Below are 22,484 nucleotides of genomic sequence, written 5' to 3'. Positions count from 1 at the left end.
TCGCCTCGATCATCAAGTAAGACTTGATCGAACGAAATTGAGAAGCCCCGCCGGAGCGATCCGGCGGGGCTTTTTTTATTGGCGCGATTGAAATCCATGGAAAGCGAGCTTGACATCGGGAATGCTCAGCTTCAATGTAAAGCAAGCTTTACAGGAGGTGCGCTATGAAAAAATACCTGGGTCTGATGTTTGCAGGTCTCGCCGCATACATGCTGACGCTCTTCCTCGCCCAACGGCTTCTGGCCGGCGGTGTTGAGCCGGACTGGTTGCGCATCTCTCTCTCGATCGCGCCCATGCTGCCTGTGGCGGCGATATGCTGGATCGTGTTTCGGTCGATCTCCAGGCTCGATGAAATGCAGCGCAAATTGCAGCTGGAAGCACTGTCGCTCGCGTTCGCGGGCACGGCGCTGATCACCTTCGGTTACGGGTTTCTGGAAGGCATTGGCATGCCGCGGCTTTCCATGTTCGTCGTCTGGCCGCTGATGGCGTTTTTGTGGGTGGCCGGGTTGGTGATCGGGCGGATACGCTATCGATGAACAACCGTATCCAGGAGTTGCGGCGCGCTCGCGGCTGGTCGCAGGCGGATCTAGCCACGCGGCTTGAGGTATCCCGTCAGACCGTCAACGCGCTTGAGCGCGGACGTTACGATCCGAGCCTGCCGCTCGCCTTCGCGATTGCGCGCCTGTTCGAACGCGCAATCGAGGACATATTCCTGCCGTAGGAATTCCCGGCCTCGGGGAAGCCAGAGCGTTACATCGGCTCCCCGACCTCGACAATGTGTCCGTCCGGATCATAGCAGCGAAACACTTTCTGGCCCCAGGCCTGGGTTTCGATGGGATGGATCAATTCCGTTTCCTGCCGCATCCGCGCAAACATCGCCTCAAGCTTATCGGTTTCGAAATAGAGCACGAGATTGCCGCGGCCGTAGCGGCTTCGCTCGCCGACCGGCGAGCCGAACATGGTCGCCTCGAGGGCAGGGCCGGAATGGAGCGCGAGGCCGTTTTCCAGTTGGACGAAATCGCCGTGGTCCTGCGCGATCGTCTGGCCGAGCAGGTCGCAATAGAAGGCGACCGATCGTTTCATGTCGGAAACGAAGACGAGCGTATTGATGAAGACCGGCTTTGCCATGGTCTCAGCCACCGCCCACGAGCAGCAGGGCAATCGGCAGCGTTATGATCGAAACCACCGTCTGCACCGTGACAACCGCGGAATAGAGCCGGGCGTCGCCGCCGAGTTGGCGGGCGAGCACATAGCCGTTCATGGCGGTGGGCACGCTGGCGCCGAGCACCATGACGGTGAGCGCCATGCCGGTGATGCCGAAGGCCGTGGCAAGCGCGTAGGTGACCAGCGGAAACAGGATCAGCTTCAGCGCCGTCGGCAGCAGCACCATCGGCTTCGGCTTCAACGCGTCGGAAATCACCAGTCCCGCGCCGACCAGAAGCAGGCCCATGCCGAGCGCCGCGCGGGCCATCAGGTCGAGGCCGGCATAGAGCGGATCGTAGATCGGTATGCCCAGCACATTGATGACGATCGAGACGAGTGCTGCGATAATCAGCGGATTGGTGACGACATTGCGCACCATCACCATGATGTTGGTCTTTCCCTCCGAAAACAGCACCAGCACGAGAACATTGATGATGTTGAGCGGCACGATCGTAGCCGTCATCATCAGCGAGATCACCGCCATGCCCTCGAGGCCCGCAAACTTGTCGGCGATCGCGAGCGCCACAAAGGCATTCCAGCGCGTTGTCGTCTGGAACACGGAGGTAAAGGCCGGGCGGCTGAGGCCGGTGCGTTTCAGGATGGGCCAGAGCGCGATGGAAAGCGCGGTTATCGCGGCGACGGCCAGAAGCGCGACCCAGCCGATCCGTCCGGCATCGAGCGAAGAGAAGTCCGCGCGGGCCAGCGTGGTGACAAGCAGCGCGGGAAACAGCACATAGTAACCGAGCTGGTTGAGGCCGGACCAGAACGCCTCGCTGAACAGCGGTACGCGCTTCAACACCGCGCCGAAGGCGATGACGAGAAAGATCGGCAGGACGCTTTCGAAGATGATGAGCATGCGGATTCCCGGTTATCAATTGTGCCGCGGTTAACTTTGCCGCCGATCACTGCTTGCCAGATGGCTGCGGTTTCTGCCAGAGATAAGCTCGGAAGGGTAAAACAAATGCAGGAAGTCCGCGTGCGGCGTTATCAGGTGGCGATATTGGGCGTGTGTCTCGCATGCCTGCCGGTGGAACTCGCCGTCAGCGGCGCAATCCTGCTCGCGATCGCCTTCATCGATTACATGTTCGACCCCAATCGCATGCTGCGCGGCGATCTGGAGCCGATGCAGGAATAGCCCGTCATTGCTGTCGGGCGATCGCCGCCATGCGGTCGAGCGCGCCCTGAAGAATGAATGAGGCGGCCGCCGAATCGATCCGCCCGGCGCGTTTCTGGCGCGAGACATCCATCTCCAGCAGCGCGCGTTCTGCCGCCACCGTCGACAGCCTCTCGTCCCAGAAGCAGAACGGGAGGTCGGTCTTTTCTTCCATGCTGCGTACGAAGGCCCGGGTCGCCTGCACGCGCGGCCCGGCGCTGCCATCCATGTTCATCGGCAGGCCGATGACGAAACCGGCGATGCGCTCCTTCTCCGCGAATGCCAGCAGCGTTTCGGCATCCCGGGTGAACTTGGTCCGCTTCAGCACCGGCCGCGGCGTGGCAAATCGGCGCGAGAGGTCGGAAACGGCAAGACCGATGGTCTTGGTGCCGAGATCGAGCCCGGCAATGGCTTTGGAAGGGGCAAGCGCTGCGGCCAGCTCATCGATTGTATGGACTGTCATTATTTTCCTGGCGCCTTTTGCCGCGCTGTGATGGAAAATGGCGCGCGATCGCATTAGGTGTTGGAGGAACACTTAACGCCAGCAAGGAGGAAAAGCAAAATGAAGCTTACCTGGCTCGGGCATTCCGCGTTTCGTCTGGAAACCGCGAAGGCAACCATTCTCATTGACCCGTTCCTGACCGGCAACCCGTCGTTCAAGGGCCTCGATCGCGATGCCGCGGTCAAGGGCGTCACCCATATCCTGCTGACCCACGGCCATGGCGACCACCTCGGCGATACGGTGCCGATCGCCAAGGAGACCGGCGCCACCGTGCTCGCCAATGCCGACCTTGCCGCCTGGCTCGGCAAAAAGGGCGTTGAAAAGCTGGAGGCCGGCAATACCGGCGGCACGATCGATTTCGGAAACTTCACCGTCACCTTCACCAACGCCCTGCATTCTTCCGCCTTCATCACCGAGGATGGCGTTTCCCATGCGCTCGGCAATCCCAACGGGCTGATGCTGCATATCGATGACGAGCCGACGACCTATCACATGGGCGATACCGACATCTTCGCCGACATGGCGCTGATCAACGAGTTGCACGCCCCGCAGGTGGGTCTGGTGCCGGTCGGCGACCGGTTCACCATGGGCGGCGCGGTGGCGGCGCTTGCCTGCCAGCGCTATTTCAATTTCGAGACGGTGCTGCCGATCCACTACGGCACATTCCCGATCATCGACCAGACGCCGGAGTCTTTCGTGACCGGCATGGCCTCGGGGCCGACGGAAGTGCTGACGCCGAAACCGGGCGAAACGGTCGAACTCTGATCAATTGCCCCGTTGCGAAGGGCGGTCCCGCCCTTTATAGCGTCAGGGAGAAATCAGAACCGGAGAGCTTTCATGTCCGTAGACACCGCGACCGTAAAACGTGTTGCCAAGCTGGCCCGCATCGCCGTCGATGACGAAGCGGCCGAGCGCATGACCGGCGAGCTGAATGCGATCCTCGGTTTCGTCGAACAGCTCGGCGAGGTGAATGTCGACGGCGTCGAGCCGATGACCTCGGTCATGCCGATGGCGATGAAGAAGCGCGAAGACATCGTCACCGATGGCGACAAGGCCGATGATATCGTCGCCAACGCGCCCGAGACGGAACGCAATTTCTTCCTGGTGCCGAAGGTCGTCGAATAGACCCCGCCGCCTTCCCCAGCGACCCGCAACAAAGTGACGCATATGACCGAACTGACCAGCCTGACCATCGCCGAGGCCCGCGACAAGCTCAAGGGCAAGGAAATCACCGCGACCGAGCTCACCGCCTCCTATCTGAAGGCGATCGACGAGCACAATGCCGCGTTCAACGCCTATGTCGCCGTCACCCACGATCAGGCGACGGCGATGGCCAAGGCCTCCGACCTGAAGCTGTCGCAGGGCACCGCCGGCGCGCTGGAGGGCATTCCGCTCGGCGTCAAGGACCTGTTCGGTACCCGTGACGTGCACACCCAGGCGGCATCCCACATTCTCGACGGGTTCAAGCCGAAATATGAATCGACCGTGACCCAGAACCTCTGGGATGATGGCGCGGTGATGCTCGGCAAGCTCAACATGGACGAGTTCGCCATGGGCTCCTCCAACGAGACCTCCTATTACGGGCCGGTGATCAACCCGTGGAAGGCCAAGGGATCGAACATGGATCTGGTGCCGGGCGGCTCGTCGGGCGGTTCGGCGGCGGCTGTGGCGGCGCATCTGTGCGCAGGTGCTACGGCGACCGACACCGGCGGCTCGATCCGCCAGCCGGCGGCGTTCACCGGCACGGTCGGCATCAAGCCCACCTATGGCCGCTGCTCGCGCTGGGGCGTGGTGGCGTTTGCCTCCTCGCTCGATCAGGCCGGCCCGATCGCCCGCGATGTGCGCGATGCCGCGATCCTGTTGAAATCCATGGCGAGCGTCGATGACAAGGACACGACATCGGTCGATCTGCCCGTGCCGGATTACGAAGCCGCCATCGGCCAGTCGGTCAAGGGCATGAAGATCGGCATTCCGAGGGAATACCGCGTCGACGGCATGCCGGAGGAAATCGAAAAGCTGTGGCAGCAGGGCATCGCCATCCTGAAGGATGCCGGCGCCGAGATCGTCGATATCTCGCTGCCGCACACCAAATACGCGCTGCCGGCCTATTACATCGTGGCGCCCGCCGAGGCCTCCTCCAACCTTGCCCGCTATGACGGCGTCCGCTACGGGTTGCGCGTGGAGGGCAGGGACATTGCCGACATGTATGAAAAAACGCGCGCCGAAGGCTTCGGCAATGAAGTGCAGCGTCGCATCATGATCGGCACCTATGTGCTTTCCGCCGGCTATTACGACGCCTATTACCTGAAGGCGCAGAAGGTGCGCACGCTGATCAAGCGCGACTTCGAAAACGTGTTCGCAGAAGGCGTCGACACCATCCTGACGCCCGCCACGCCATCGGCCGCCTTCGGCATTGCCGATCAGGACATGGCGAACGATCCGGTGAAGATGTATCTGAACGACATCTTCACGGTGACGGTCAACATGGCCGGCCTTCCCGGCATCTCCGTGCCCGCCGGCCTCAACCCCAAGGGCCTCCCCCTCGGCCTCCAGCTCATTGGCAAGCCGTTCGAGGAAGAGACCCTGTTCCGCACCGCCGCCGTGATGGAGCAGGCCGCGGGCAGGTTCACGCCGGAGAAGTGGTGGTAGGAAAACGGAGCCGGGAATGGAAGCCGACTACAACGAGATCATCGAATGTATTCGCCAGCTTCCGCCCGGAACTGTCATTCCGAAGCCTGAGGCGCGCAGCCCGTTCACGGTTAAAGGAATAGGAATGCGAAGAGGCGAGGACGCCCTCGTGTACTATATTCCAAATAACAAAGGCGGACGTCCTCACCAGAAGGGCGTAACCTTCACGGAGTTTTCTAAGGCATTCGCCGAGCTCACTCGCGCTGGAGCACTGACGCATTCCTGGGCCCAAGGGAATATCTCTCAGTGCATGCACGAGGGCTCGTGCAACTTCACGACGATCGGTGGCCTTTTCTCCTTACTCGGCCATGCCAGATATAGTCGGCGGGGTGTTTACGAGAAAACGTAATGACAGAGCGGCAGGCTATTTCTCCTGTGCCCTCATGTAGGCCTTCAACACCGCGTTGATGCGGGTCTGATAGCCTTTTCCCTGTGACCTGAACCACTCCAGAACATCGCTGTCGAGGCGCATGGTGATCTGTGTCTTGGCGACGGGCTCTATCAGCTTTGCCTCCCGGAAGAACGCCTCGTCCAGCTCCGGAATGTCGCTGTAGTCGATGTCATCGTCGCCACGTTCGGCAAGGGTCTTAAGTTTTGCGTTTGATAGCGTCATTGAATAGAGCCCTTTCTCTTCTGTTGGCGCGCCGCGCTGAAATCAGGCGGGTGCGGCCGTTCCGGTCCGTGTGCACCACCACGATGATCAGCAAGTTTTCGATCGAGCCTATGCTTGTGAAGCGGGCTTCTCCGTAGTCGAAGCGGTCGTCGCGTTTCGTCAGCACCGGTCCTTCGAATATCCGGCAGGCGTCTTCGAAGCTGATACCGTGCTTTTCCTGATTTCTTTGGCTTTTTGCGCGGTCCCATTCGAACTTCATGCGCAAAGTGTAGTTACAATTGTATTGCTCATCAATGGCGATTTCGTGACATTCCCGTGGCATCATTTTCCTGCCGGGACCGGGTGTCATTTCCGCCATATTCAAAGGGCTCTTGCCGGCCAAAACTGATTTGGAAGGCAAGGTTTGAAAACGTTTTCTCTGGTGATGCTGGCAGGCCTCGTTGCGCTGTCGGCCTGTACCCCCGCGCTCTCGCCGCAGAACGAGACAGCCGCGATCGATCATTTCTTAAGCCCGCTGGAAGGCAAGTCGGAGGCCGACGGGGCTGCCGGCCCCGATGACCGGCTGCGTCTGTCCTACGCCGCGGACAAGCCCGCGGAGACATTGACGGCGGCGTCGAAGGCGCTGGACATGGTGCTGCAACTCGGCAGCAACAAGATCAGCGTCTATCGCTACCGTGATCCGGAAAGCGGAAAGGCCGGCTATTTCGACGGCGACGGCAACAGGCTCGGCCAGTATCTCTTGCGCAATCCGGTGCCCGATGGCCGGGCGACATCCGGCTTCGGCCCGCGGCATCATCCGGTGCTCGGCTATTCGCGCATGCATTCGGGCGCGGACTGGGCCGCACCCGTCGGTACGCCGATCTACGCCGCCGCCGACGGGACGGTGACCTTTGCCGGCTCCCATGGCGGCGACGGCAAGAGGATCGAGATCGATCACGGGCACGGCTACGAGACCAGCTACAGCCACCAGAGCAAGTTCGCCGCCGGCGTGAAGGTGGGCAGCCATGTGGAGCAGGGCCAGTTGATCGGCTATGTCGGCAAGACCGGCCTCGTCACCGGCGCGCATCTGCACTACGAAGTCTCGATCAATGGCCGCAAGGTCGACCCGCGAAAGGTACACTTCATCCGCGAAGGCAGGCTTGAGGGTACGGCACTGGCCAAATTCAGGGACTATGTGAACGGTGACGACGACGCCTGACGATTCTTCCGGGCGTCGGCGGGAGTTTGCGAAAGTGCGGAGGGCCTGCCTCGGCCTCACTCCGCCGGGCTGGTGATCAGCGCCGAGAGCTTTGCCGAGGCCTCGTTCAGCAGGCCGACATGGCCGATCGCCTCTTCCAGCGACAACCGCTGTAACGGAGCGTGGAAGGAAAGCGAGGAGACGAGGCGGCCGAAGGCGTCGCGGATCGGCACGGCGACGGCGATCATGCCGTCCATGAACTCCTCGTTGTCGGTGGAATAGCCGTTCTTGCGGATGCGCTGGATTTCGGTCATGACCGCCTCGGGCGTGGTCATGGTGTTGGCGGCGCGCGGGGTCAGTTCGGCCGCGTTCAGATAGCCTTTCAGATGCTTGTCATCGAGCGAACTCAGATAGATCTTGCCGGCGGAGGTGCAGTAGAACGGCACCCGCGAACCCACGGGGAGCTGGATCCTCAGCGGCCATTTGGTCTCCACGCGCTCCAGATAGATCATCGCGTCACGGTCCGGCAGCGAGATGTTGCAGGTCTCGTTGATCTGTTCGGCCAGCGCCGTGAGGATCGCCTGGCGGGCGGTGCGGATCCTCAGCGACGACATGATGCCCGCCGACATGATCCGGAGACGACTTCCGGGCGAATAGCCGCGGCCATCGATCTCGCGCTGGATGAAGCCCTCGGCCTCGAGCGTCGAAAACAGCCGGTGGATGGTCGGCTTCGGCAGGCCCAGCGCCTGGTTGACTTCCGTCGGCGTGACCGGTGCGCCCGCTTCGGCGAGCGCCTCCAGCACCATCAGCAGGCGAAGGTTGGTCGGTATCTGGCCGGTCTGATCATCCACTGGATTGCCACCATTTTTCATTATGAATTGATCGGGGCGGCGGACGCTCCGTCGTCCCCGGGGGCTTACCTGTTCGGCAGTAGCATTGTGGAAAGCGAAGGCACAAGGGCCACCAGTATCCACACCGCGACAAGCGCCAGGATATAGGGGTAGATATAGCGCAGTATCCTGAAGTAGCTCACGCCGGTCACGCCCGCGGCAACGTAAAGATTCAGCCCGTAGGGCGGGGTGATGAAACCGATAGAGGCGCCGACCAGGAAGATCACCGCGAACTGGATCGGATCGACGCCGATCGAGGCTGCGATCGGCGCGAGGATCGGGGCCATGATGATCGTGGTCGGCAGGCTTTCAAGCACCATGCCGGTGACGAAGACGATCGCCATCGCGGTGAACAGCACCGGATAATACCCGCCCATGGAGCGTACGAAACCGCCGATCGCGTCTTCCGCGCCCATGACCGACAGGATCTGCTGCATCACGACAGAGATTGCGATCAGCGGGGCCAGAATGCCGGTGATCTGGGCCGAACGCAGCGTGATCTTCGGAATATCGATCGGGCTGAAGCCGCGCACCACCAGCATTTCGCCATAGCTGCGTTCGCTCGGCGGGCGATCCTCGCTGGGCGAACCCATCATCTTGTGCAGCGGCAGGCTGACGAAGCCGACGACGACGCAGAACGCGACCGTGACGGCGGCGGCTTCCGTCGGCGAGAACTTGCCGGTATAGATGCCCCACAGCACGATGCCGATCGCAAAGAAGCCGAGCCATGATCCGATGGCGGTCTTGAATACCCGGGACGGCTGCAGCCGGATCAGATGGCCCCAGCCATTGATCGAGCAGATGACCCAGCAGAACGCCATCATCGCAAGGCCCATCAATATGCCGGGAATGATGCCGGCGACGAACAGTTCGGAGATCGGCAGGTTCATCAGGAAGCCGTAGACGATGAAGATGATCGACGGCGGAATTATGATGCCGAGTGTGCCGCCGGCCGCGGCCGTCGCCGCCGAGAAGCGCTCGTCATAGCCGCCCTTCTTCATTTCCGGATGGAGCATGGAGCCGATCGTGGCGGTGGTTGCCGAGTTGGAGCCGGAGATCGCGGCAAACAGCCCGCAGGCGCCGATTGCCGCCATGGCGAGCCCGCCGCGCAGCCAGCCGAGGCAGGAATAGGCGAAATCCGACATGCGCCGGGCAATGCCCGACTGGTTGATCAGGTCGCCGGTGAGGATGAACAGCGGCATGGCAAGCAGCGCGAAGCCATCGGTGAAGACATCGGAAAGCGCGGAGCCGAGATTGTCGAGCGGCAGGCCGAGCAGCAGGCTCATGCCGATGACCCAGATGCCGATGACCAGCAGCACCGGCACGCCGAGCAGGAAGACGCCGGTCGCGCCGAGCGAGATAAGGGTGATCCAGAGAGAGTCGGACATCAAAGGCTCCTCAGTCGCCGAATTGGGTCGTGGCGGAAATCAGCGGCGCGCCGTCCCGGTAATTCTGGTAGTCGATTGCCAAGTTCTCGAAGGCGCGTCCGGCCATCAGCAGGAAGCTGACCGGAACGGAGGTGAGAAGCCACCATTGCAGCACATTGTCGGTGCCGAGCAGGATCTGGAAATTGGCGGCGGAATTGAACACCACCCGCGTCGAGGTGACGATGACCACCCAGGAAAACAACAACCAGAGCGCGGCATCGAGCATGAGGCAGGCGAACTGCCCGGCGCGCGGCATCATGGCCCGGAACTCGGCGAAACTCAGGTGGTTGCGGAACTTCATGTTGTAGGCGCAGCCCGCCCAGGTCATGAACAGGAACAGGAACGGGGGCAGGGTGGTCGACCACGGCTCCTGAACGGAAAAGACGAAGCGGCGGAAGACTTCCACCGAGAGAATGGTGGCGATCAGGAGGTAGGACCAGATCATCACCGTCTTTTCGAGGTGTCTTTCGAGGAAGGGCAGGCGGGCGTAGATGAACGCCACCAGCAGGCCACCCACAATCGTCACAACCAGACCAACGAGCCATGCGCCATCGGAGCGCATCGCCTCGCTGATCGTCCATGAATCCCAACTTCCGATCGACGCGATGATCGACCAGGCGCCGCCAAACAACGAATCCATCGTCATTCTCCTCCCAAACCATGGGCTTTATTGCCGACAGCCGGCATTCCTCCTCGAAATGCCGGCTGCATATCTTATCGGATGAAGCGGATCAGCTCTTCCACCAGCGGCGCGGCTCGACGTTTTCCGGCTTCATGTCGGCGGGCACCTGCCGTGCGATGGCGCTGATCTCGGTGTAGGTGTCGATGCCGCCGGCCCAGTTGTTGAGGCGCTCGCGCCACTGTTCCCATGGTTCCGGGTTGTATTCCGGCGAGCACATTTCCTCCGCCATCTTGATCTGGTCGTCGGCCAGGAAGGCCGGGCGGACATTGTTGTCGGCGAACACCGTATTGGGAAGCTGCGGATCGGAGAAGCCGACCGTCTTCACCAGTGCGGCCTCGTTCGCGCCCTGGATCGCGGCCTGGGTGAAGTAAGAGGATTCCATCACGGCGTCCTGCACTTCCGGCTCGAAGCTGTCGAACACCTTGGCGTTCATCGAGGTATGCTCGGTGCCGCAGAAGAATTTGAGATCAACCGACTGCGAGACCACCGGCGCCATGTTGGCGTAGGCGACGGCCGAGGCCCAGGTTTCCGCACCGTCGATCAGGCCCTGCTTCAGGCCGTCGAGGGTTTCTTCCCAGGCGATCGGAACCGGGTTGAGGTTCAGAAGCTGCATGGCGATGCGGCCGAGCTGGGTGCCGGTCACCCGGTTCTTGGTGCCGAACAGTTCCTCGAGCTTGGTGATCGTCGGCTTGTCGGAATATTTGAGCCCAAGCTGGATACCGCGCAGTTCGCAATGGGTGAACAGGAATTTCAGCCCGTGCCGCTTTTCCAGCGGATCGCGCAGGATGCGCTGCGATTCCGGGCTGTAGAAAAAGTGATACTGCGAGGCGCGGCCCGGGAACATATAGGCATAGTCGAGCACGTTCAGATAAGGCGCGCCGCCGGCCGAATTCTGGGTCGAGGCGGTGTAGATATCGACAATGCCGAGCTGGGTCTTTTCGACGCAGTTGAGCTGGCCGCAGATCTGGTTGTCGCCGATGAACTCCACGCGGACCAGCCCGTTGGTGCGTTCTTCCAGGTCGCGGGCGAATTCCAGGCAGCCGACGCGCTCGATCAGCGTGTTCTGGGCGTTGAAGCCGGCCGCGCCGTATTTCAGCGTATATTTCGGCTCATTGCCGAAGCGCTTTTCATATGTGGATTCAACGGCTTTTGCCAGGCTCGGTAGTGTGACGACCCCCGCCATGGAGCTTGCCGCCAGAAGCGTGGAGCTCAACCCGAACCGTCCCGATAATTTGAAAAGATCGCGGCGCGATATGTTGCGCAGCTTTTCGTCCAGTCCTGTCATTTTCTTCCCTCCCTGTCGAAAAATGAGACTTGCGGTATCGAAATCAATCATATATCGAATGCCCTTGCAAGATACTTTCGTCGCTTCGGCGGCAAATTCAGGGCTTGAGGGGGGCTCATGGAGCGGCTGGAAGCAGATTATGTGATTGTCGGTGCGGGCTCCGCCGGCTGCGTCATCGCCAACCGGCTGAGCGCCGATCCGAATGTCAGCGTCGTGCTGCTGGAGGCGGGCCCGGCGGATCGCAATCCGTGGATTCACATTCCGGTCGGCTATTTCAAGACGATGCACAATCCGACGGTGGACTGGTGCTACAAGACCGAACCGGATCCCGGCCTCAATGGCCGTTCGCTCGACTGGCCGCGCGGCAAGGTGCTCGGCGGCTCCTCCTCCCTCAACGGGCTGCTTTACGTGCGCGGCCAGTCGAGCGACTATGATCGCTGGGCGCAGATGGGCAATCGCGGCTGGAGCTGGGAGGACGTGCTGCCGCTGTTCAAGCGCTCGGAAAATCAGGAGCGCGGAGCGGACCAATTTCACGGCGCAGAGGGCGAGCTGTCGGTCTCCAATATGCGGCTGCAGCGTCCGATCTGCGATGCCTGGGTGGCGGCCGCCACCGCGGCGGGCTACCCGTTCAACCCGGATTATAACGGCGAGACCCAAGAGGGCGTCGGCTATTTTCAGCTCACCGCCCGCAAGGGCCGGCGCTGCAGCGCCGCCGTCGCCTTCCTCAACCCGGTCAAGAACCGCCCCAACCTGAAGATCGTCACCGGCGCGCTGGTGAAGAAGGTCGAGATCGAGAACGGCCGCGCCACCGGCGTCAGCTACCTGGCGCATGGCAGAAGCGATGCGCTGGTGACCTGCCGGCGCGAGGTGATCCTGTCGTCGGGCACGATCAACTCACCGCAACTGCTGATGCTGTCGGGCATCGGCGATGGCGCGCAGCTCAAGGACAACGGCATTGAGGTCGTTCATCACGCGCCGGATGTCGGGCGCAATCTTCAGGATCATCTTCAGGCCCGCCTCGTGTTCAAATGCAACGAGCCGACGTTGAACGACGAGGTCCGCTCGTTGTTCAATCAGGCGCGGATTGCACTGAAATACGCGATGTTCCGCGCCGGGCCGATGGCGATGGCGGCAAGCCTTGCCACCGGCTTCATGCGCACCGGCGACCATGTGGCAACGCCGGACATCCAGTTCCACGTCCAGCCATGGTCGGCCGATAATCCCGGCGAGGGCGTGCATCCGTTTTCCGCCTTCACCATGTCGGTCTGCCAGCTCAGGCCCGAAAGCCGGGGCGAGATCGTGCTGAACGGTCCGGATCCGCGCAGCTATCCGAAGATTTTCCCGCATTACCTGTCGACCGAGACCGATCGGCGCACCATTGTCGAGGGCGTGAAGATTGCCCGCAGGATCGCCCGTCATGCGCCGCTGAAATCGAAGATCGCCGAGGAGTTCAGGCCCACGGCCGATCTTGCCATGGATGATTACGAGGGCACGCTCGACTGGGCGCGCAATTACACCGCCTCGATCTATCACCCGACCGGCACGTGCCGCATGGGCCAGGATGAGCGCGCGGTCGTGGACGAGCGTCTGAGGGTGCGCGGCGTTTCGGGACTTCGCGTCGCCGATTGCTCCATCATGCCGGAAATCGTTTCCGGCAACACCAATGCGCCGGCGATCATGATCGGCGAGAAATGCAGCGATCTCGTGCGCGAGGACAACCGGCAGATCGCCTGACACCGAACACCAAATTCCTAGAGGAGACCACCCATGAAAATGACCACCGAAGAGGCTTTCGTCAAAGTTCTTCAGATGCATGGCATCGAGCATGCCTTCGGGATCATCGGCTCGGCCATGATGCCGATTTCCGACCTGTTTCCGCAGGCCGGAATCGCATTCTGGGACTGTGCCCATGAATGCAATGCCGGGATGATGGCCGACGGCTACAGCCGCGCCACCGGCAAGATGTCGATGGTCGTCGCCCAGAACGGGCCGGGCATCACCTCGCTGGTCACGCCCGTCAAGACCGCTTACTGGAACCATACCCCGCTTCTGGTCGTCACCCCGCAGGCCGCCAACAAGACCATCGGGCAGGGCGGCTTCCAGGAAGTCGAGCAGATGGCGCTGTTCAAGGACATGGTCGCCTATCAGGAAGAAGTGCGCGACGCCTCGCGCATCGCCGAAGTGCTGAACCGCGTGATCCTGAAGGCCAAGCGCGCCTGCGGCCCGGCCCAGATCAACATTCCGCGCGATTTCTGGACCCAGGTCATCGATATCGAATTGCCGGCCATCGTGGAATTCGAGCGGCCTACGGGTGGCGAACAGGCGATCGATCGCGCCGCGAAACTGCTCAGTGAAGCCAAGTTCCCGGTTATCCTCAACGGCGCGGGCGTCGTTCTCGGCGGCGCGATCGAGGCGTCCAGGGCGCTTGCCGAACGGCTGGATGCGCCGGTCTGCGTCGGCTATCAGCATAATGACGCCTTTCCCGGCAACCATCCGCTGTTTGCCGGTCCGCTCGGCTATAACGGCTCGAAGGCGGCGATGGAGCTGATTGCCAAGGCCGATGTGGTGCTGGCGCTCGGCACCCGCCTTAACCCGTTCTCGACGCTGCCGGGTTACGGCATCGACTACTGGCCGAAGGATGCGGCGATCATTCAAGTCGATATCAATCCCGACCGCATCGGCCTCACCAAGCCGGTCACCGTCGGCATTGTCGGCGATTCGAAGAAGGTCGCGACCGGCATTCTCGACCGGCTTGCCGACAATGCGGGCGATATCGACCGCGACGACCGCAAGGCGCTGATCGCGAAGACCAAATCGGCCTGGGCACAGGAACTGACCTCGCTTGACCACGAGGAAGACGATGAGGGCACGACGTGGAACGAACGCGCCCGCGATCGCGAGCCGGAGCGGATGAGCCCGCGCATGGCATGGCGCGCGATCCAGAAGGCGCTGCCGAAGGACGCGATCATTACCTCCGATATCGGCAATAACTGCGCGATCGGCAACGCCTATCCGACCTTCGAGGAGGGCCGCAAATATCTGGCGCCCGGCCTGTTCGGCCCCTGTGGTTACGGCTTCCCGGCGATCGTCGGCGCCAAGATCGGTCAGCCGGACACCCCGGTTGTCGGCTTTGCCGGCGACGGCGCCTTCGGCATTTCCATGAACGAGATGGTGTCGCTGAAGCGCGACAACTGGCCGGCGATCACCATGGTGATCTTCCGCAACTACCAGTGGGGCGCGGAAAAGCGCAACACCACGCTGTGGTTCGACGATAATTTCGTGGGCACCGAACTCTCGCTCGACGTCCGCTATGCCGATATCGCGAAAGCCTGCGGCGTTGAAGGCGTGCAGGTGACATCGATGGAGCAGCTTTCCACCGAGCTGGACAAGGCCGTCGAGCGCCAGATGAAGGAAAGGAAGACGACCTTCATCGAGGTGGTGCTGAACCAGGAACTGGGCGAGCCCTTCCGCCGCGACGCGATGAAGAAGCCGGTCTCGGTCGCCGGCATCAACCGGGCGGACATGCGTAAACAGGCGGTTTGATCCAACAAGATAGGCAATGGCGGGGGCAAGCCTTCCCGCCATTGCCTATTGAAAATCAGGCGGCGGGCGACCTTGCCAATCGTCGTCGAAACGCTTTTTATGGGCCCGTCGTCCCGATCAGCGCAATCAGACCCGCAGGGTGAGAACATGAACCAGCTAGAGAAGATTTTCGCCAACGCAAAGCGGCTGAAGAAGACGATCATACTGCCGGAATCGGGCGACAAGCGCGTGCTGGAAGCGGCCTGCAAAGCGGCCGATTTGGGCGTTGCCCGCATCATTCTGGTCGGGGTGAAAAGCGATGTCGATGCGCTCTGCGTCGAGATCGGCATTACCCGCTCGGACGCGATCGAGGTCATCGCTCCGGAAAGTTCGGCCCTCCTGCCGGAGCTCTCGAAGCTCTATTACACGCTGCGCAAACACAAGGGTGTCACCGAGGAGGATGCCGACAAGGCCGCGCGCAACCCTTATGTGTTCGCGGCCCTGATGGTGAAGGCCGGGCATGCGGACGGCACGGTCTCGGGCGCGGCATGCTCGACGGCCGACGTCGTTCGCACCGCGATCCAGGTGATCGGCGCGGCCCCCGGCACCCGTCTCGTCTCCAGCTTTTTCCTGATGATGCTGGAGGCCGACCACCACGCCAAAAAGGGCGCCTTCCTGTTTTCCGATTGCGGGTTGGTGATCGATCCGGATGCGGCGGAGCTCAGCAAGATCGCGATCGCGGCAGCGGGCTCCTATACCATGCTGACAGGGGATACGCCGCGTGTCGCGATGCTGTCCTTCGCCACCCGCGGCAGCGCGTCCCACCCCATGGTCGACAAGGTCGAACAGGCCGTGAAGCTGGTGCGGCTCAACCGGCCCGACCTTCTGGTTGACGGCGCGCTGCAGTTCGATGCTGCCTTCGTTCCCGGAATCGCCAAATCCAAGGGGGCGGCCGAGCCGCTTGGCGGGGAGGCCAATATCTTCATCTTTCCCGATCTTCAGGCCGGCAATATCGGCTACAAGATCGCCCAGCGCATCGGCGGCGCCTCGGCAATCGGCCCGGTGCTGCAGGGCCTGGACAAGCCGGCCAATGACCTGTCGCGCGGTTGTTCCGCCCAGGACGTGCTCGACATGATCGCGGTGACCGCCTGCCAGGCGGGCGCGCAGAAATGAACCGATCGCGCGGGCAAGCGGCCGCCCCTCAGCCCGGCATGAGGTGAGGGCGCATGCCCGACCTTGCCATTTCCTTTCCGGTTTTCGCCGGCTTTGCGGCCTGCCTTGCGGCGGGCGCTTTCCTGCGCGGTCTGGCCGGCTTCGGCATGGCGCTGGTCGCGATGCCGTTTCTGGTGATTCTGGTGCCGCCGGCCGATGCCGTGCTTGCCGTGCTGGTGGTGCAGATCACGCTGACCCTGATCGATCTGCCGGAATGCATCGGCCATGCCGATCGCCGCGCCGTCGGCCTGCTGACGCTCGCGGCCTTTTTCGGAACGCCGGTAGGGCTGCTGTTCATTTCCATCGTTCCGCTCTGGCTGGCGCAGATCGTGATCGGCACGATCACGGCCGGAGCTGCTGCGGCGCTGTTCTTCAGGTTTTCCCTCGGACCTCGGCCGGGCGCGGTCTCCACCACGGCGGTCGGGTTTTTCGCCGGGCTGTTCAGCGGGCTTGCCGCAGCGCCCGGTCCGCCGGTCGTGGCCTATTTTCTGGCGCGTGAAGTGCCGGCGCGCACCAAGCGCGCCTCGATGATCATCCTGTTCGCGATCCTTGCCGTGTTCGCTCTGGCGACGGCGGCTTTCAAAGGAACGCTTCACCTCCACGTCGTCCTGCTCGGACTTTTTTCCGCGCCGCTCTGCGCCGGCGGCTCCGCGCTCGGCGCTTATTTCTTCCGGCGCGGCTCCGAGACCAGCTATCGTAACGTGGCGCTTCTGGCGATGGTATGCTCGGCGTTGTTCGGTATCGTGCTCGGCATGTCGGCCTGGCTGCGGCTCTAACCCGCCTTCGGACTGCTCCAGTCGGGCGAGCGCAGGTTGGCGATGCGGTTCTTGAACTGCAGGCCGGTGCGGAAGGCGAAATCTGCGATGCTTGAGACAGGCGCGGCCTTGCGCGCGGCATGCTGGCCGCGGATCGCGGTGACAGCGGGGACGTAACGCGCCGGCGTGTCGCTGCGCACGATCCTGGCGATCAGCGCAAACAGATTGTAGTCCTCGATCACCCGCCGCCTGGCCTCGATGATGGCCGGCAGACGCTTTTCGTATTCATTCGAGGCAATCGCCGCCCTCATGAGCTCGACAGCTTCGGCCGGTTTGCGGATGTCGACCGGGATCAGGCTTTGCGCGGGAAAATAATCGAGCACATTGGGCGCGCCGAAATAGAAGGGCAGCGAAAGGCCGAGGAACGGGTCCGAGAGCTTTTCGGTGATGTGGTGCGGGGCCACGTGGTTCTCGATCGCCAGATGATAGCGGAACCTGTCGATGGCCTCGGCCTTGTCATCCATATGCCGGCGGCCATGCCCGAAAACCTGAAGCTCCGGCAGGTGCCGGGCGGCATACTCCGTGAAATCGTAGCGCAGCCGGTGAAGCGTATGGCTCTGCCGCTTGCTGGAGCAGACGGTCGCGATCGTCTCGGTCTTTTCGGGGAAGCGGTGGGCGATCTCGTCGACGGGCAGATAGTCGTGGCGGTTCTCGTCCATGCCATAATACCATGTCAGCCCGGCCTGGCTCCATATCCGGCCGGGATGGCGCAGCGCGATCGGCTCCTGGCTGGTCAGGACATGGCCGAACTGGCGGACGAAAGAGCGGCCGTAAACCTTGACGCCGCTTGGCTCCGAGGTGATCAGCAAGGTGTTTTCGGGCGGGCAGGCGAGCGGTTCCTCGGTCATGCCGATAAAGCGAGGCAGGTCGTCATAGACGACCAGCCAGTCGTAATTCCGGGCGTCGGGGTCGAAGATGAATTCGAGGCCGTTGGCCTCGGTCCAGCCTGTTGGCAATTGCCGGGAGAACCTGGGGTTTTCCGGGTTCACCGGCGGAGAACGGCTTAGAATCTTGACCCTGATCGCCATATCAGACCATTGCGTGCGGGAAGCCGGCTTATTTCCAGACGACTTCCAGAATTTCATAGGCGCGGGCTCCGCCCGGCGCATTCACCTCGATCGAATCACCGACTTCCTTGCCGATCAGCGCGCGCGATATCGGTGAGGAGATCGAGATACGGCCTTCCTTCACATCGGCTTCGAGGTCGCCGACGATCTGGTAGACCTTTTCCTCTTCGGTGTCCTCGTCGACGAGCCTGACCGTCGCACCGAAGCGGACCTTGTCGCCCGACATCTTGGCGGGATCGAAGATCTCAGCGCGGGTGGTCACGTCCTCGAGCTCGCCGATCCGGCCCTCATTGTAGCTCTGGGCTTCCTTGGCGGCATGGTATTCGGCGTTTTCGGAAAGGTCGCCATGGGCGCGCGCTTCCGCGATTGCCTGGATGATCCGGGGACGTTCCTCCTGCTGGCGCCAGCGCAGCTCCTCGCTGAGCTTGGCAGCCCCGATCTTGGTCATCGGTACTTTTTCGACCATATCTTTATCCTTTGGTCTGTCGTTGGACGCGGCGGAGGCGGGCTCCGTCGCGTCCGTGCATGTTCTTCGTTTTCGTGGGGCGAACAGCCGTTGACTTGGGAAGCGCCCGGCCGATTTGCAACACAAAAAGAAACAGGTTCCGAAGCGTGACCCCGGAACCAGTTTCATAGCTGACGAAACTTATAACAGATGCGACGGCGCGATTTCCAGACAAATCGTCTTATCTCTTCGGCGCCGGCGATCGGGAGAGGCGCAGCCGCGCCGTGAAAGAGGCGCTTCAGTGCCCTTCCACCGGACGCGGTGGCTGTCTGCGATAGACCCTGTTGGCGGAAAATGACAGGGCGAGCAGAGCGAGCACGGCAACGAGCGCGCAGGCGGCGAAGCTTGCGCAATAGGCGTCGCGCGCAGCAGTGAGCCAGGGGGCATCGCTGACGCCCAGCTCGCGGGCGGCGTCCACCGCGCCGGCGAGCGTCTGGCCGGTGTCGAAGGCGGCGGATGGCGGCAGGGCGGAAAGATCGACCGGCTGCATGGCGAAGCGGTAGATAACCGTCGCAAGGCTTCCCAAGAGGCCGACGCCGAGCGCGCCGCCGAACTCGGCGCAGGTCTCCGACATCGCCGAGGCGACCCCGCCGCGCTCCGGCGGAGCCGAACCGATGATCAGCCCGGTCGTGGTCAGGATCGCGGGAATGAAGCCGAGGCCCAGAACGACATTGGCGATCAGCATGCCGGCAAGGCTCTGGTACCAGGCGGCAAGGCCGATGGCTGCGGCGCCGACCGCGTTGATCACCAGACCTGTGATGACCGTCGGGATCGGGCCGAGGCGGTTGGTCACCCGCCACGCCTGCAGCGACATGACGGTGAAGAACACGCCGGGCAGGGCGCTCCAGAGCGCCGCCTCGAGCGGGCTCAGCCCCAGCACGAGCTGGAAGAACTGGGCCTGCAGCAGGAAGATCGAGAACATGAAGAACACGACCGCCATATTGACCAGCATCGAAACCGTGAAGGCCGGAAGCCGGAACAGCCTGAGGTCGATCAGCGGTTCGGTAATCCGATTCTGCCGGCGGACGAACAGGACGCCGAAGCCGATGCCGGCGAAGACTGGTAGCAGGTCGGTCGCGTGAAAGCCATGGGCCGCGATCTGCTTGAAGCCGTAGATAACCGGCAGCACGGTCGCCAGTGAAAGCAGGACGCTCGTCAGATCAAGCCGCGGACTTTCGCCGGAACGGTATTCCGGCAGCAGGAAGGGACCGCTTGCCAGAAGCGCCAGCATGATCGGCACGTTGACCAGAAACACCGAGCCCCAGTGAAAGAAATGGAGCAGCACCCCACCGATCAGCGGGCCGACAAGGCCGCCGAGCGCAAAGGCCGTGCCCCACACGCCGATCGCGCGGTTGCGTTCGCTCTCGTCGCGAAACATGTTCATGATCAAGGACAGCGTCGAGGGCGCGACCGTGGCGCCGGCAATGCCCAGCAGCGCGCGAGCGAAGATCAGCATGCCCGCCGTCTGCGCCATGGCGGCGAAAATCGAGGTTATGGCGAAGGCGGCCGCGCCGATCAGAAGCAGCTTGCGCCGGCCGATCCGGTCGCCGAGCGCGCCCATGGTCACCAGGAAGCCCGCCACCATGAAGCCGTAGATATCGTTCATCCACAGAAGCTGCGGCGCGGACGGCTCCAGCTCACGCACGATCGAGGGGATGGCGAGGAACAGCACCGAAAGGTCCATGGAATAGACCAGACAGGCGACAGAGAGGACCACGAGGCCCACCCATTCGCGGCGGGTCGCCTTGACGGTTTCGGTCATGGGGTATGCTCCGGATTCGGCACAAGTTTGCGAAGTATGCGTTATCGCAAAACGCGGACGCATCCCAGCATTTTGCGATTCGCGCAGCCAATTAGGAGCCGATTTCACGCGATCGGCTGCAATGAAAAATGCGCCGGTCGTCCGGCGCATTTGAGGTCGGAATGGCGTTGGTCCTCAGCGTTTCATGGAGACGAGGCAGAAGAACGCGCCCTGCGGATCCAGAAACTGGGCGACGACCGCGCCGTCCGGAACGTCCATCGGACCGTTGAGCAGCTGCCCGCCGCCGGCCTTCACCCGCTCGATCGCGGCATTGAGGCCATCGACCTGGAAATAGTAGCTCCAGGCCGGCGTGGGCATGCCGTCGGGCATCCGCATCATGCCGCCGAGATCGTCGCCATCGCCGGCGAAGAGGTGGTATTTGCCCATCGGCCCCATATCGACCTCCTGCGACGGCTTCCAGCCGAACATCTTGCCGTAGAAGGTGACGGCGGCTTGAGGGTCGCTTGTGTAGAGCTCGCGCCACGCCGCAGAGCCGGGCGTGCCGCGCGGCGGAAACTCCGGCATGCCGCCTTCCGGCGGGATCGGCGTGAAGACGCTGATTGCCGCGCCCTGCGGATCGGTTACCACCGCGAACCGGCCGACCCCCTGAATGTCATGCGGCTCCATCAGCACCGTGCCGCCCGCGGCCTTGAACTCGGCGGCCTTGGCGTCGACATCCTCGACATGGACATAGCCCATCCAGTGCGGCGGGATGTCCTGCGCGCACATGTCCTCGGTCAGTTCCATCAGACCGCAGACATGGCTCTCATAGCCTTCGATGCCGAGCAGCGTGTAGGCCACATCGGGATGGCCGGCATCCTGCGCCTTCCAGCCGATGACATCCTGATAGAAGGCCTTCGCGGCCTCGGCATCCGTGGTCATCAGATCGTACCAGATAAATTCGCTCGCCATGCATTGCTCTCCCTGTTGCCGGAAACCGGTGCTGTGTGGTCTGTTTTTAAGTTGATATCAACCTATAATCTCTCGGTCAAGCCTGTAGCGGCATTGGGACCGTAGCGGTCGATCATGACAATAGCAGGACTGGAGGCGAACGGCCTCAACCGGCATTGCCAACTCTCGAGCCCCGCGCTAGATTTTCTTATAGCGGACCTTCGCGCCGATGGCGTCGTGCGCAGGGGAAGGCCGCAATCACCATGATGGTCCTGCACGCCCGGACGTTTGAGCGTTTTGACGAACGCTTCGAACCGGGCAGGGGTAGTCCGTCCGGTTCAGCGGATGAGGATTGACCCATGAACGGACTGGCCTCGCGCCCCGAGAATTTCGTTTGCGAGAATGGCGAGAAGGCGCCGCTGCCCTTCAGCCAGGCGGAATATGACCGCCGTCTTGCGCTTCTGCGCGCAACGATGGAGGCACGCGGCGTCACCGCCGTGCTGTTCACCTCGATGCACAACATCGCCTATTATTCCGGCTTTCTCTACTGCGCCTTCGGCCGTCCCTTCGGCTGCGTGGTGACCGCCGAGCGCTGCACCACGATCTCGGCCAATATCGATGCCGGCCAGCCCTGGCGGCGCAGCCATGGCGACAACATCATCTATACCGACTGGAAGCGCGACAATTTCTGGCGCACGGCGGCCGGTCTTCTCAAGGGTCATGCCCGGATCGGCATCGAGGGCGAGCACATCACGCTCGCCGCCCGCTCGGCGCTTGAAACCGCGATCGGCGCAGCGGAAATCGTCGATATCGCGGCCGATGTCATGGCGCTGCGCATGATCAAGTCCGCCGAGGAGATCGCGTTGATCCGCGTGGGCGCGCGGATCGCCGATATCGGCGGCGCGGCGATCCGGAATGCGATCCGTAAGGGCGCGCGCGAGATCGATATCGCCATGGCGGGGCGCGACGCGATGGAGCTTGCCATCGCCGAGGCCTTTCCGCATGCCGAATATCGCGACAGCTGGGTCTGGTTCCAGTCGGGGCTGAACAC

The 22,484-nt window shown here is 62.4% G+C and carries 26 protein-coding genes; 13 read left to right on the top strand and 13 right to left on the bottom strand.

The annotated features are described in order from the left end of the window. The first annotated feature begins 164 nt into the window (after positions 1–164). Both B4E36_RS18805 and B4E36_RS18800 read left to right on the top strand, forming a co-directional pair. Positions 165–536 (top strand): hypothetical protein, encoded by a 372-nt coding sequence (locus tag B4E36_RS18805; protein WP_345900680.1) that lies wholly within the window; start codon positions 165–167, stop codon positions 534–536. Continuing rightward, positions 533–721 carry a helix-turn-helix transcriptional regulator gene (locus B4E36_RS18800; protein WP_230720838.1) on the top strand — a complete coding sequence of 63 codons (189 nt, stop codon included), beginning with the start codon at positions 533–535 and terminating at the stop codon, positions 719–721. The genes B4E36_RS18805 and B4E36_RS18800 overlap by 4 nt, the downstream gene beginning before the upstream one ends. A gap of 29 nt (positions 722–750) precedes the next feature. Here the strand turns inward: B4E36_RS18800 and B4E36_RS18795 are convergent, their stop codons facing one another. Together B4E36_RS18795 and B4E36_RS18790 are read right to left on the bottom strand one after the other, a co-directional pair. Next, a complete protein-coding gene (locus tag B4E36_RS18795; protein ID WP_345900679.1) occupies positions 751–1,128 on the bottom strand; it encodes a VOC family protein in 378 nt (125 codons plus the stop codon). Positions 1,129–1,132: 4 nt separating this feature from the next. Continuing rightward, a complete protein-coding gene (locus tag B4E36_RS18790) occupies positions 1,133–2,059 on the bottom strand; it encodes an AEC family transporter (RefSeq protein ID WP_345900678.1) in 927 nt (308 codons plus the stop codon). Positions 2,060–2,164: 105 nt separating this feature from the next. On the opposite strand from B4E36_RS18790, the gene B4E36_RS18785 reads away from it, so the two are divergent. Beyond that, the gene (locus tag B4E36_RS18785; RefSeq protein ID WP_018063704.1) at positions 2,165–2,338 is read left to right on the top strand and encodes a hypothetical protein; all 174 of its coding nucleotides are present in this window, start codon (positions 2,165–2,167) and stop codon (positions 2,336–2,338) included. A 4-nt stretch (positions 2,339–2,342) separates the two neighbouring features. Here the strand turns inward: B4E36_RS18785 and ruvX are convergent, their stop codons facing one another. Continuing rightward, complete coding sequence (ruvX, locus tag B4E36_RS18780; RefSeq protein ID WP_018063703.1) at positions 2,343–2,819, bottom strand: Holliday junction resolvase RuvX; 477 nt, start codon at positions 2,817–2,819, stop codon at positions 2,343–2,345. Positions 2,820–2,918: 99 nt separating this feature from the next. On the opposite strand from ruvX, the gene B4E36_RS18775 reads away from it, so the two are divergent. From B4E36_RS18775 to B4E36_RS18760, 4 genes are all read left to right on the top strand, one after another. Further along, on the top strand, positions 2,919–3,623 hold the full coding sequence (locus B4E36_RS18775) for a metal-dependent hydrolase (protein ID WP_230720843.1): 705 nt from the start codon (positions 2,919–2,921) through the stop codon (positions 3,621–3,623). Between the two features lie 72 nt (positions 3,624–3,695). Beyond that, a complete protein-coding gene (gene gatC, locus B4E36_RS18770) occupies positions 3,696–3,983 on the top strand; it encodes an Asp-tRNA(Asn)/Glu-tRNA(Gln) amidotransferase subunit GatC (RefSeq protein ID WP_018063701.1) in 288 nt (95 codons plus the stop codon). 42 nt (positions 3,984–4,025) lie between these two features. Next, a complete protein-coding gene (gene gatA, locus B4E36_RS18765) occupies positions 4,026–5,507 on the top strand; it encodes an Asp-tRNA(Asn)/Glu-tRNA(Gln) amidotransferase subunit GatA (RefSeq protein WP_345900677.1) in 1,482 nt (493 codons plus the stop codon). 16 nt (positions 5,508–5,523) lie between these two features. Next, the gene (locus B4E36_RS18760; protein ID WP_292051890.1) at positions 5,524–5,895 is read left to right on the top strand and encodes a hypothetical protein; all 372 of its coding nucleotides are present in this window, start codon (positions 5,524–5,526) and stop codon (positions 5,893–5,895) included. A gap of 15 nt (positions 5,896–5,910) precedes the next feature. On the opposite strand, the gene B4E36_RS18755 is transcribed toward B4E36_RS18760, so the two are convergent. After that, entirely contained in the window at positions 5,911–6,159 is a 249-nt protein-coding gene (locus B4E36_RS18755; RefSeq protein ID WP_292051892.1) for a BrnA antitoxin family protein, read from the bottom strand. Beyond that, positions 6,134–6,517 carry a BrnT family toxin gene (locus tag B4E36_RS18750; RefSeq protein ID WP_292051895.1) on the bottom strand — a complete coding sequence of 128 codons (384 nt, stop codon included), beginning with the start codon at positions 6,515–6,517 and terminating at the stop codon, positions 6,134–6,136. The genes B4E36_RS18755 and B4E36_RS18750 overlap by 26 nt, the downstream gene beginning before the upstream one ends. Positions 6,518–6,562: 45 nt before the next feature. On the opposite strand from B4E36_RS18750, the gene B4E36_RS18745 reads away from it, so the two are divergent. Further along, positions 6,563–7,357, top strand: coding sequence for a M23 family metallopeptidase (locus B4E36_RS18745; protein WP_292051897.1), 795 nt, complete (start codon positions 6,563–6,565; stop codon positions 7,355–7,357). A 56-nt stretch (positions 7,358–7,413) separates the two neighbouring features. Here B4E36_RS18745 and B4E36_RS18740 read toward each other — a convergent pair whose 3' ends face one another. From B4E36_RS18740 to B4E36_RS18725, 4 genes are all read right to left on the bottom strand, one after another. Further along, positions 7,414–8,187 (bottom strand): IclR family transcriptional regulator, encoded by a 774-nt coding sequence (locus B4E36_RS18740; RefSeq protein ID WP_292051900.1) that lies wholly within the window; start codon positions 8,185–8,187, stop codon positions 7,414–7,416. 65 nt (positions 8,188–8,252) lie between these two features. Beyond that, on the bottom strand, positions 8,253–9,614 hold the full coding sequence (locus B4E36_RS18735) for a TRAP transporter large permease (RefSeq protein WP_292051902.1): 1,362 nt from the start codon (positions 9,612–9,614) through the stop codon (positions 8,253–8,255). A gap of 10 nt (positions 9,615–9,624) precedes the next feature. Beyond that, positions 9,625–10,293: a TRAP transporter small permease gene (locus B4E36_RS18730; RefSeq protein WP_292051905.1), complete on the bottom strand. Its 669-nt coding sequence runs from the start codon at positions 10,291–10,293 to the stop codon at positions 9,625–9,627. A gap of 91 nt (positions 10,294–10,384) precedes the next feature. Then, on the bottom strand, positions 10,385–11,620 hold the full coding sequence (locus tag B4E36_RS18725) for a TRAP transporter substrate-binding protein (RefSeq protein ID WP_018063695.1): 1,236 nt from the start codon (positions 11,618–11,620) through the stop codon (positions 10,385–10,387). A 117-nt stretch (positions 11,621–11,737) separates the two neighbouring features. Between B4E36_RS18725 and B4E36_RS18720 the strand changes: the two genes are divergently transcribed. The 4 genes from B4E36_RS18720 (at position 11,738) to B4E36_RS18705 (ending at position 17,130) form a co-directional block, all read left to right on the top strand. Further along, a complete protein-coding gene (locus B4E36_RS18720) occupies positions 11,738–13,354 on the top strand; it encodes a GMC family oxidoreductase (protein WP_292051912.1) in 1,617 nt (538 codons plus the stop codon). 33 nt (positions 13,355–13,387) lie between these two features. Continuing rightward, on the top strand, positions 13,388–15,163 hold the full coding sequence (gene xsc, locus B4E36_RS18715; RefSeq protein ID WP_292051914.1) for a sulfoacetaldehyde acetyltransferase: 1,776 nt from the start codon (positions 13,388–13,390) through the stop codon (positions 15,161–15,163). A gap of 147 nt (positions 15,164–15,310) precedes the next feature. Continuing rightward, on the top strand, positions 15,311–16,315 hold the full coding sequence (pta, locus tag B4E36_RS18710; protein WP_292051915.1) for a phosphate acetyltransferase: 1,005 nt from the start codon (positions 15,311–15,313) through the stop codon (positions 16,313–16,315). A gap of 53 nt (positions 16,316–16,368) precedes the next feature. Beyond that, on the top strand, positions 16,369–17,130 hold the full coding sequence (locus B4E36_RS18705) for a sulfite exporter TauE/SafE family protein (RefSeq protein ID WP_292051918.1): 762 nt from the start codon (positions 16,369–16,371) through the stop codon (positions 17,128–17,130). Here the strand turns inward: B4E36_RS18705 and B4E36_RS18700 are convergent. The 4 genes from B4E36_RS18700 to B4E36_RS18685 form a co-directional block, all read right to left on the bottom strand. Beyond that, positions 17,127–18,197 (bottom strand): glycosyltransferase family 10 domain-containing protein, encoded by a 1,071-nt coding sequence (locus tag B4E36_RS18700; protein WP_345900676.1) that lies wholly within the window; start codon positions 18,195–18,197, stop codon positions 17,127–17,129. The genes B4E36_RS18705 and B4E36_RS18700 overlap by 4 nt on opposite strands. Before the next feature lie 28 nt (positions 18,198–18,225). Continuing rightward, positions 18,226–18,702, bottom strand: coding sequence for a transcription elongation factor GreA (gene greA, locus B4E36_RS18695; protein ID WP_018063689.1), 477 nt, complete (start codon positions 18,700–18,702; stop codon positions 18,226–18,228). A gap of 277 nt (positions 18,703–18,979) precedes the next feature. After that, entirely contained in the window at positions 18,980–20,503 is a 1,524-nt protein-coding gene (locus tag B4E36_RS18690; protein WP_292058852.1) for an MFS transporter, read from the bottom strand. 174 nt (positions 20,504–20,677) lie between these two features. Beyond that, positions 20,678–21,454, bottom strand: a complete 777-nt coding sequence (locus B4E36_RS18685; protein WP_292058850.1) for a VOC family protein — start codon at positions 21,452–21,454, stop codon at positions 20,678–20,680. A 338-nt stretch (positions 21,455–21,792) separates the two neighbouring features. Between B4E36_RS18685 and B4E36_RS18680 the strand changes: the two genes are divergently transcribed. Further along, a partial coding sequence (locus B4E36_RS18680; protein ID WP_345900675.1) for an aminopeptidase P family N-terminal domain-containing protein occupies positions 21,793–22,484 on the top strand: 692 nt, incomplete at its 3' end.

The organism is Martelella sp. UBA3392, assembly GCF_002358775.1.
Lineage (GTDB): Bacteria > Pseudomonadota > Alphaproteobacteria > Rhizobiales > Rhizobiaceae > Martelella > Martelella mediterranea.
Note: the sequence above shows the minus strand (reverse complement) of the source record. Positions and strands in the feature narration are given on the sequence as shown.

Excerpts from the sequence above, each read along its gene's own strand:
- B4E36_RS18805 (WP_345900680.1), top strand. The coding sequence starts at position 165 with ATGAAAAAATACCTGGGTCTGATGTTTGCAGGTCTCGCCGCATACATG.
- B4E36_RS18800 (WP_230720838.1), top strand. The coding sequence starts at position 533 with ATGAACAACCGTATCCAGGAGTTGCGGCGCGCTCGCGGCTGGTCGCAG.
- B4E36_RS18795 (WP_345900679.1), bottom strand. The coding sequence starts at position 1,128 with ATGGCAAAGCCGGTCTTCATCAATACGCTCGTCTTCGTTTCCGACATG.
- B4E36_RS18790 (WP_345900678.1), bottom strand. The coding sequence starts at position 2,059 with ATGCTCATCATCTTCGAAAGCGTCCTGCCGATCTTTCTCGTCATCGCC.
- B4E36_RS18785 (WP_018063704.1), top strand. The coding sequence starts at position 2,165 with ATGCAGGAAGTCCGCGTGCGGCGTTATCAGGTGGCGATATTGGGCGTG.
- ruvX (WP_018063703.1), bottom strand. The coding sequence starts at position 2,819 with ATGACAGTCCATACAATCGATGAGCTGGCCGCAGCGCTTGCCCCTTCC.
- B4E36_RS18775 (WP_230720843.1), top strand. The coding sequence starts at position 2,919 with ATGAAGCTTACCTGGCTCGGGCATTCCGCGTTTCGTCTGGAAACCGCG.
- gatC (WP_018063701.1), top strand. The coding sequence starts at position 3,696 with ATGTCCGTAGACACCGCGACCGTAAAACGTGTTGCCAAGCTGGCCCGC.
- gatA (WP_345900677.1), top strand. The coding sequence starts at position 4,026 with ATGACCGAACTGACCAGCCTGACCATCGCCGAGGCCCGCGACAAGCTC.
- B4E36_RS18760 (WP_292051890.1), top strand. The coding sequence starts at position 5,524 with ATGGAAGCCGACTACAACGAGATCATCGAATGTATTCGCCAGCTTCCG.
- B4E36_RS18755 (WP_292051892.1), bottom strand. The coding sequence starts at position 6,159 with ATGACGCTATCAAACGCAAAACTTAAGACCCTTGCCGAACGTGGCGAC.
- B4E36_RS18750 (WP_292051895.1), bottom strand. The coding sequence starts at position 6,517 with ATGGCGGAAATGACACCCGGTCCCGGCAGGAAAATGATGCCACGGGAA.
- B4E36_RS18735 (WP_292051902.1), bottom strand. The coding sequence starts at position 9,614 with ATGTCCGACTCTCTCTGGATCACCCTTATCTCGCTCGGCGCGACCGGC.
- B4E36_RS18730 (WP_292051905.1), bottom strand. The coding sequence starts at position 10,293 with ATGGATTCGTTGTTTGGCGGCGCCTGGTCGATCATCGCGTCGATCGGA.
- B4E36_RS18725 (WP_018063695.1), bottom strand. The coding sequence starts at position 11,620 with ATGACAGGACTGGACGAAAAGCTGCGCAACATATCGCGCCGCGATCTT.
- B4E36_RS18720 (WP_292051912.1), top strand. The coding sequence starts at position 11,738 with ATGGAGCGGCTGGAAGCAGATTATGTGATTGTCGGTGCGGGCTCCGCC.
- xsc (WP_292051914.1), top strand. The coding sequence starts at position 13,388 with ATGAAAATGACCACCGAAGAGGCTTTCGTCAAAGTTCTTCAGATGCAT.
- pta (WP_292051915.1), top strand. The coding sequence starts at position 15,311 with ATGAACCAGCTAGAGAAGATTTTCGCCAACGCAAAGCGGCTGAAGAAG.
- B4E36_RS18705 (WP_292051918.1), top strand. The coding sequence starts at position 16,369 with ATGCCCGACCTTGCCATTTCCTTTCCGGTTTTCGCCGGCTTTGCGGCC.
- B4E36_RS18700 (WP_345900676.1), bottom strand. The coding sequence starts at position 18,197 with ATGGCGATCAGGGTCAAGATTCTAAGCCGTTCTCCGCCGGTGAACCCG.
- greA (WP_018063689.1), bottom strand. The coding sequence starts at position 18,702 with ATGGTCGAAAAAGTACCGATGACCAAGATCGGGGCTGCCAAGCTCAGC.
- B4E36_RS18690 (WP_292058852.1), bottom strand. The coding sequence starts at position 20,503 with ATGACCGAAACCGTCAAGGCGACCCGCCGCGAATGGGTGGGCCTCGTG.
- B4E36_RS18685 (WP_292058850.1), bottom strand. The coding sequence starts at position 21,454 with ATGGCGAGCGAATTTATCTGGTACGATCTGATGACCACGGATGCCGAG.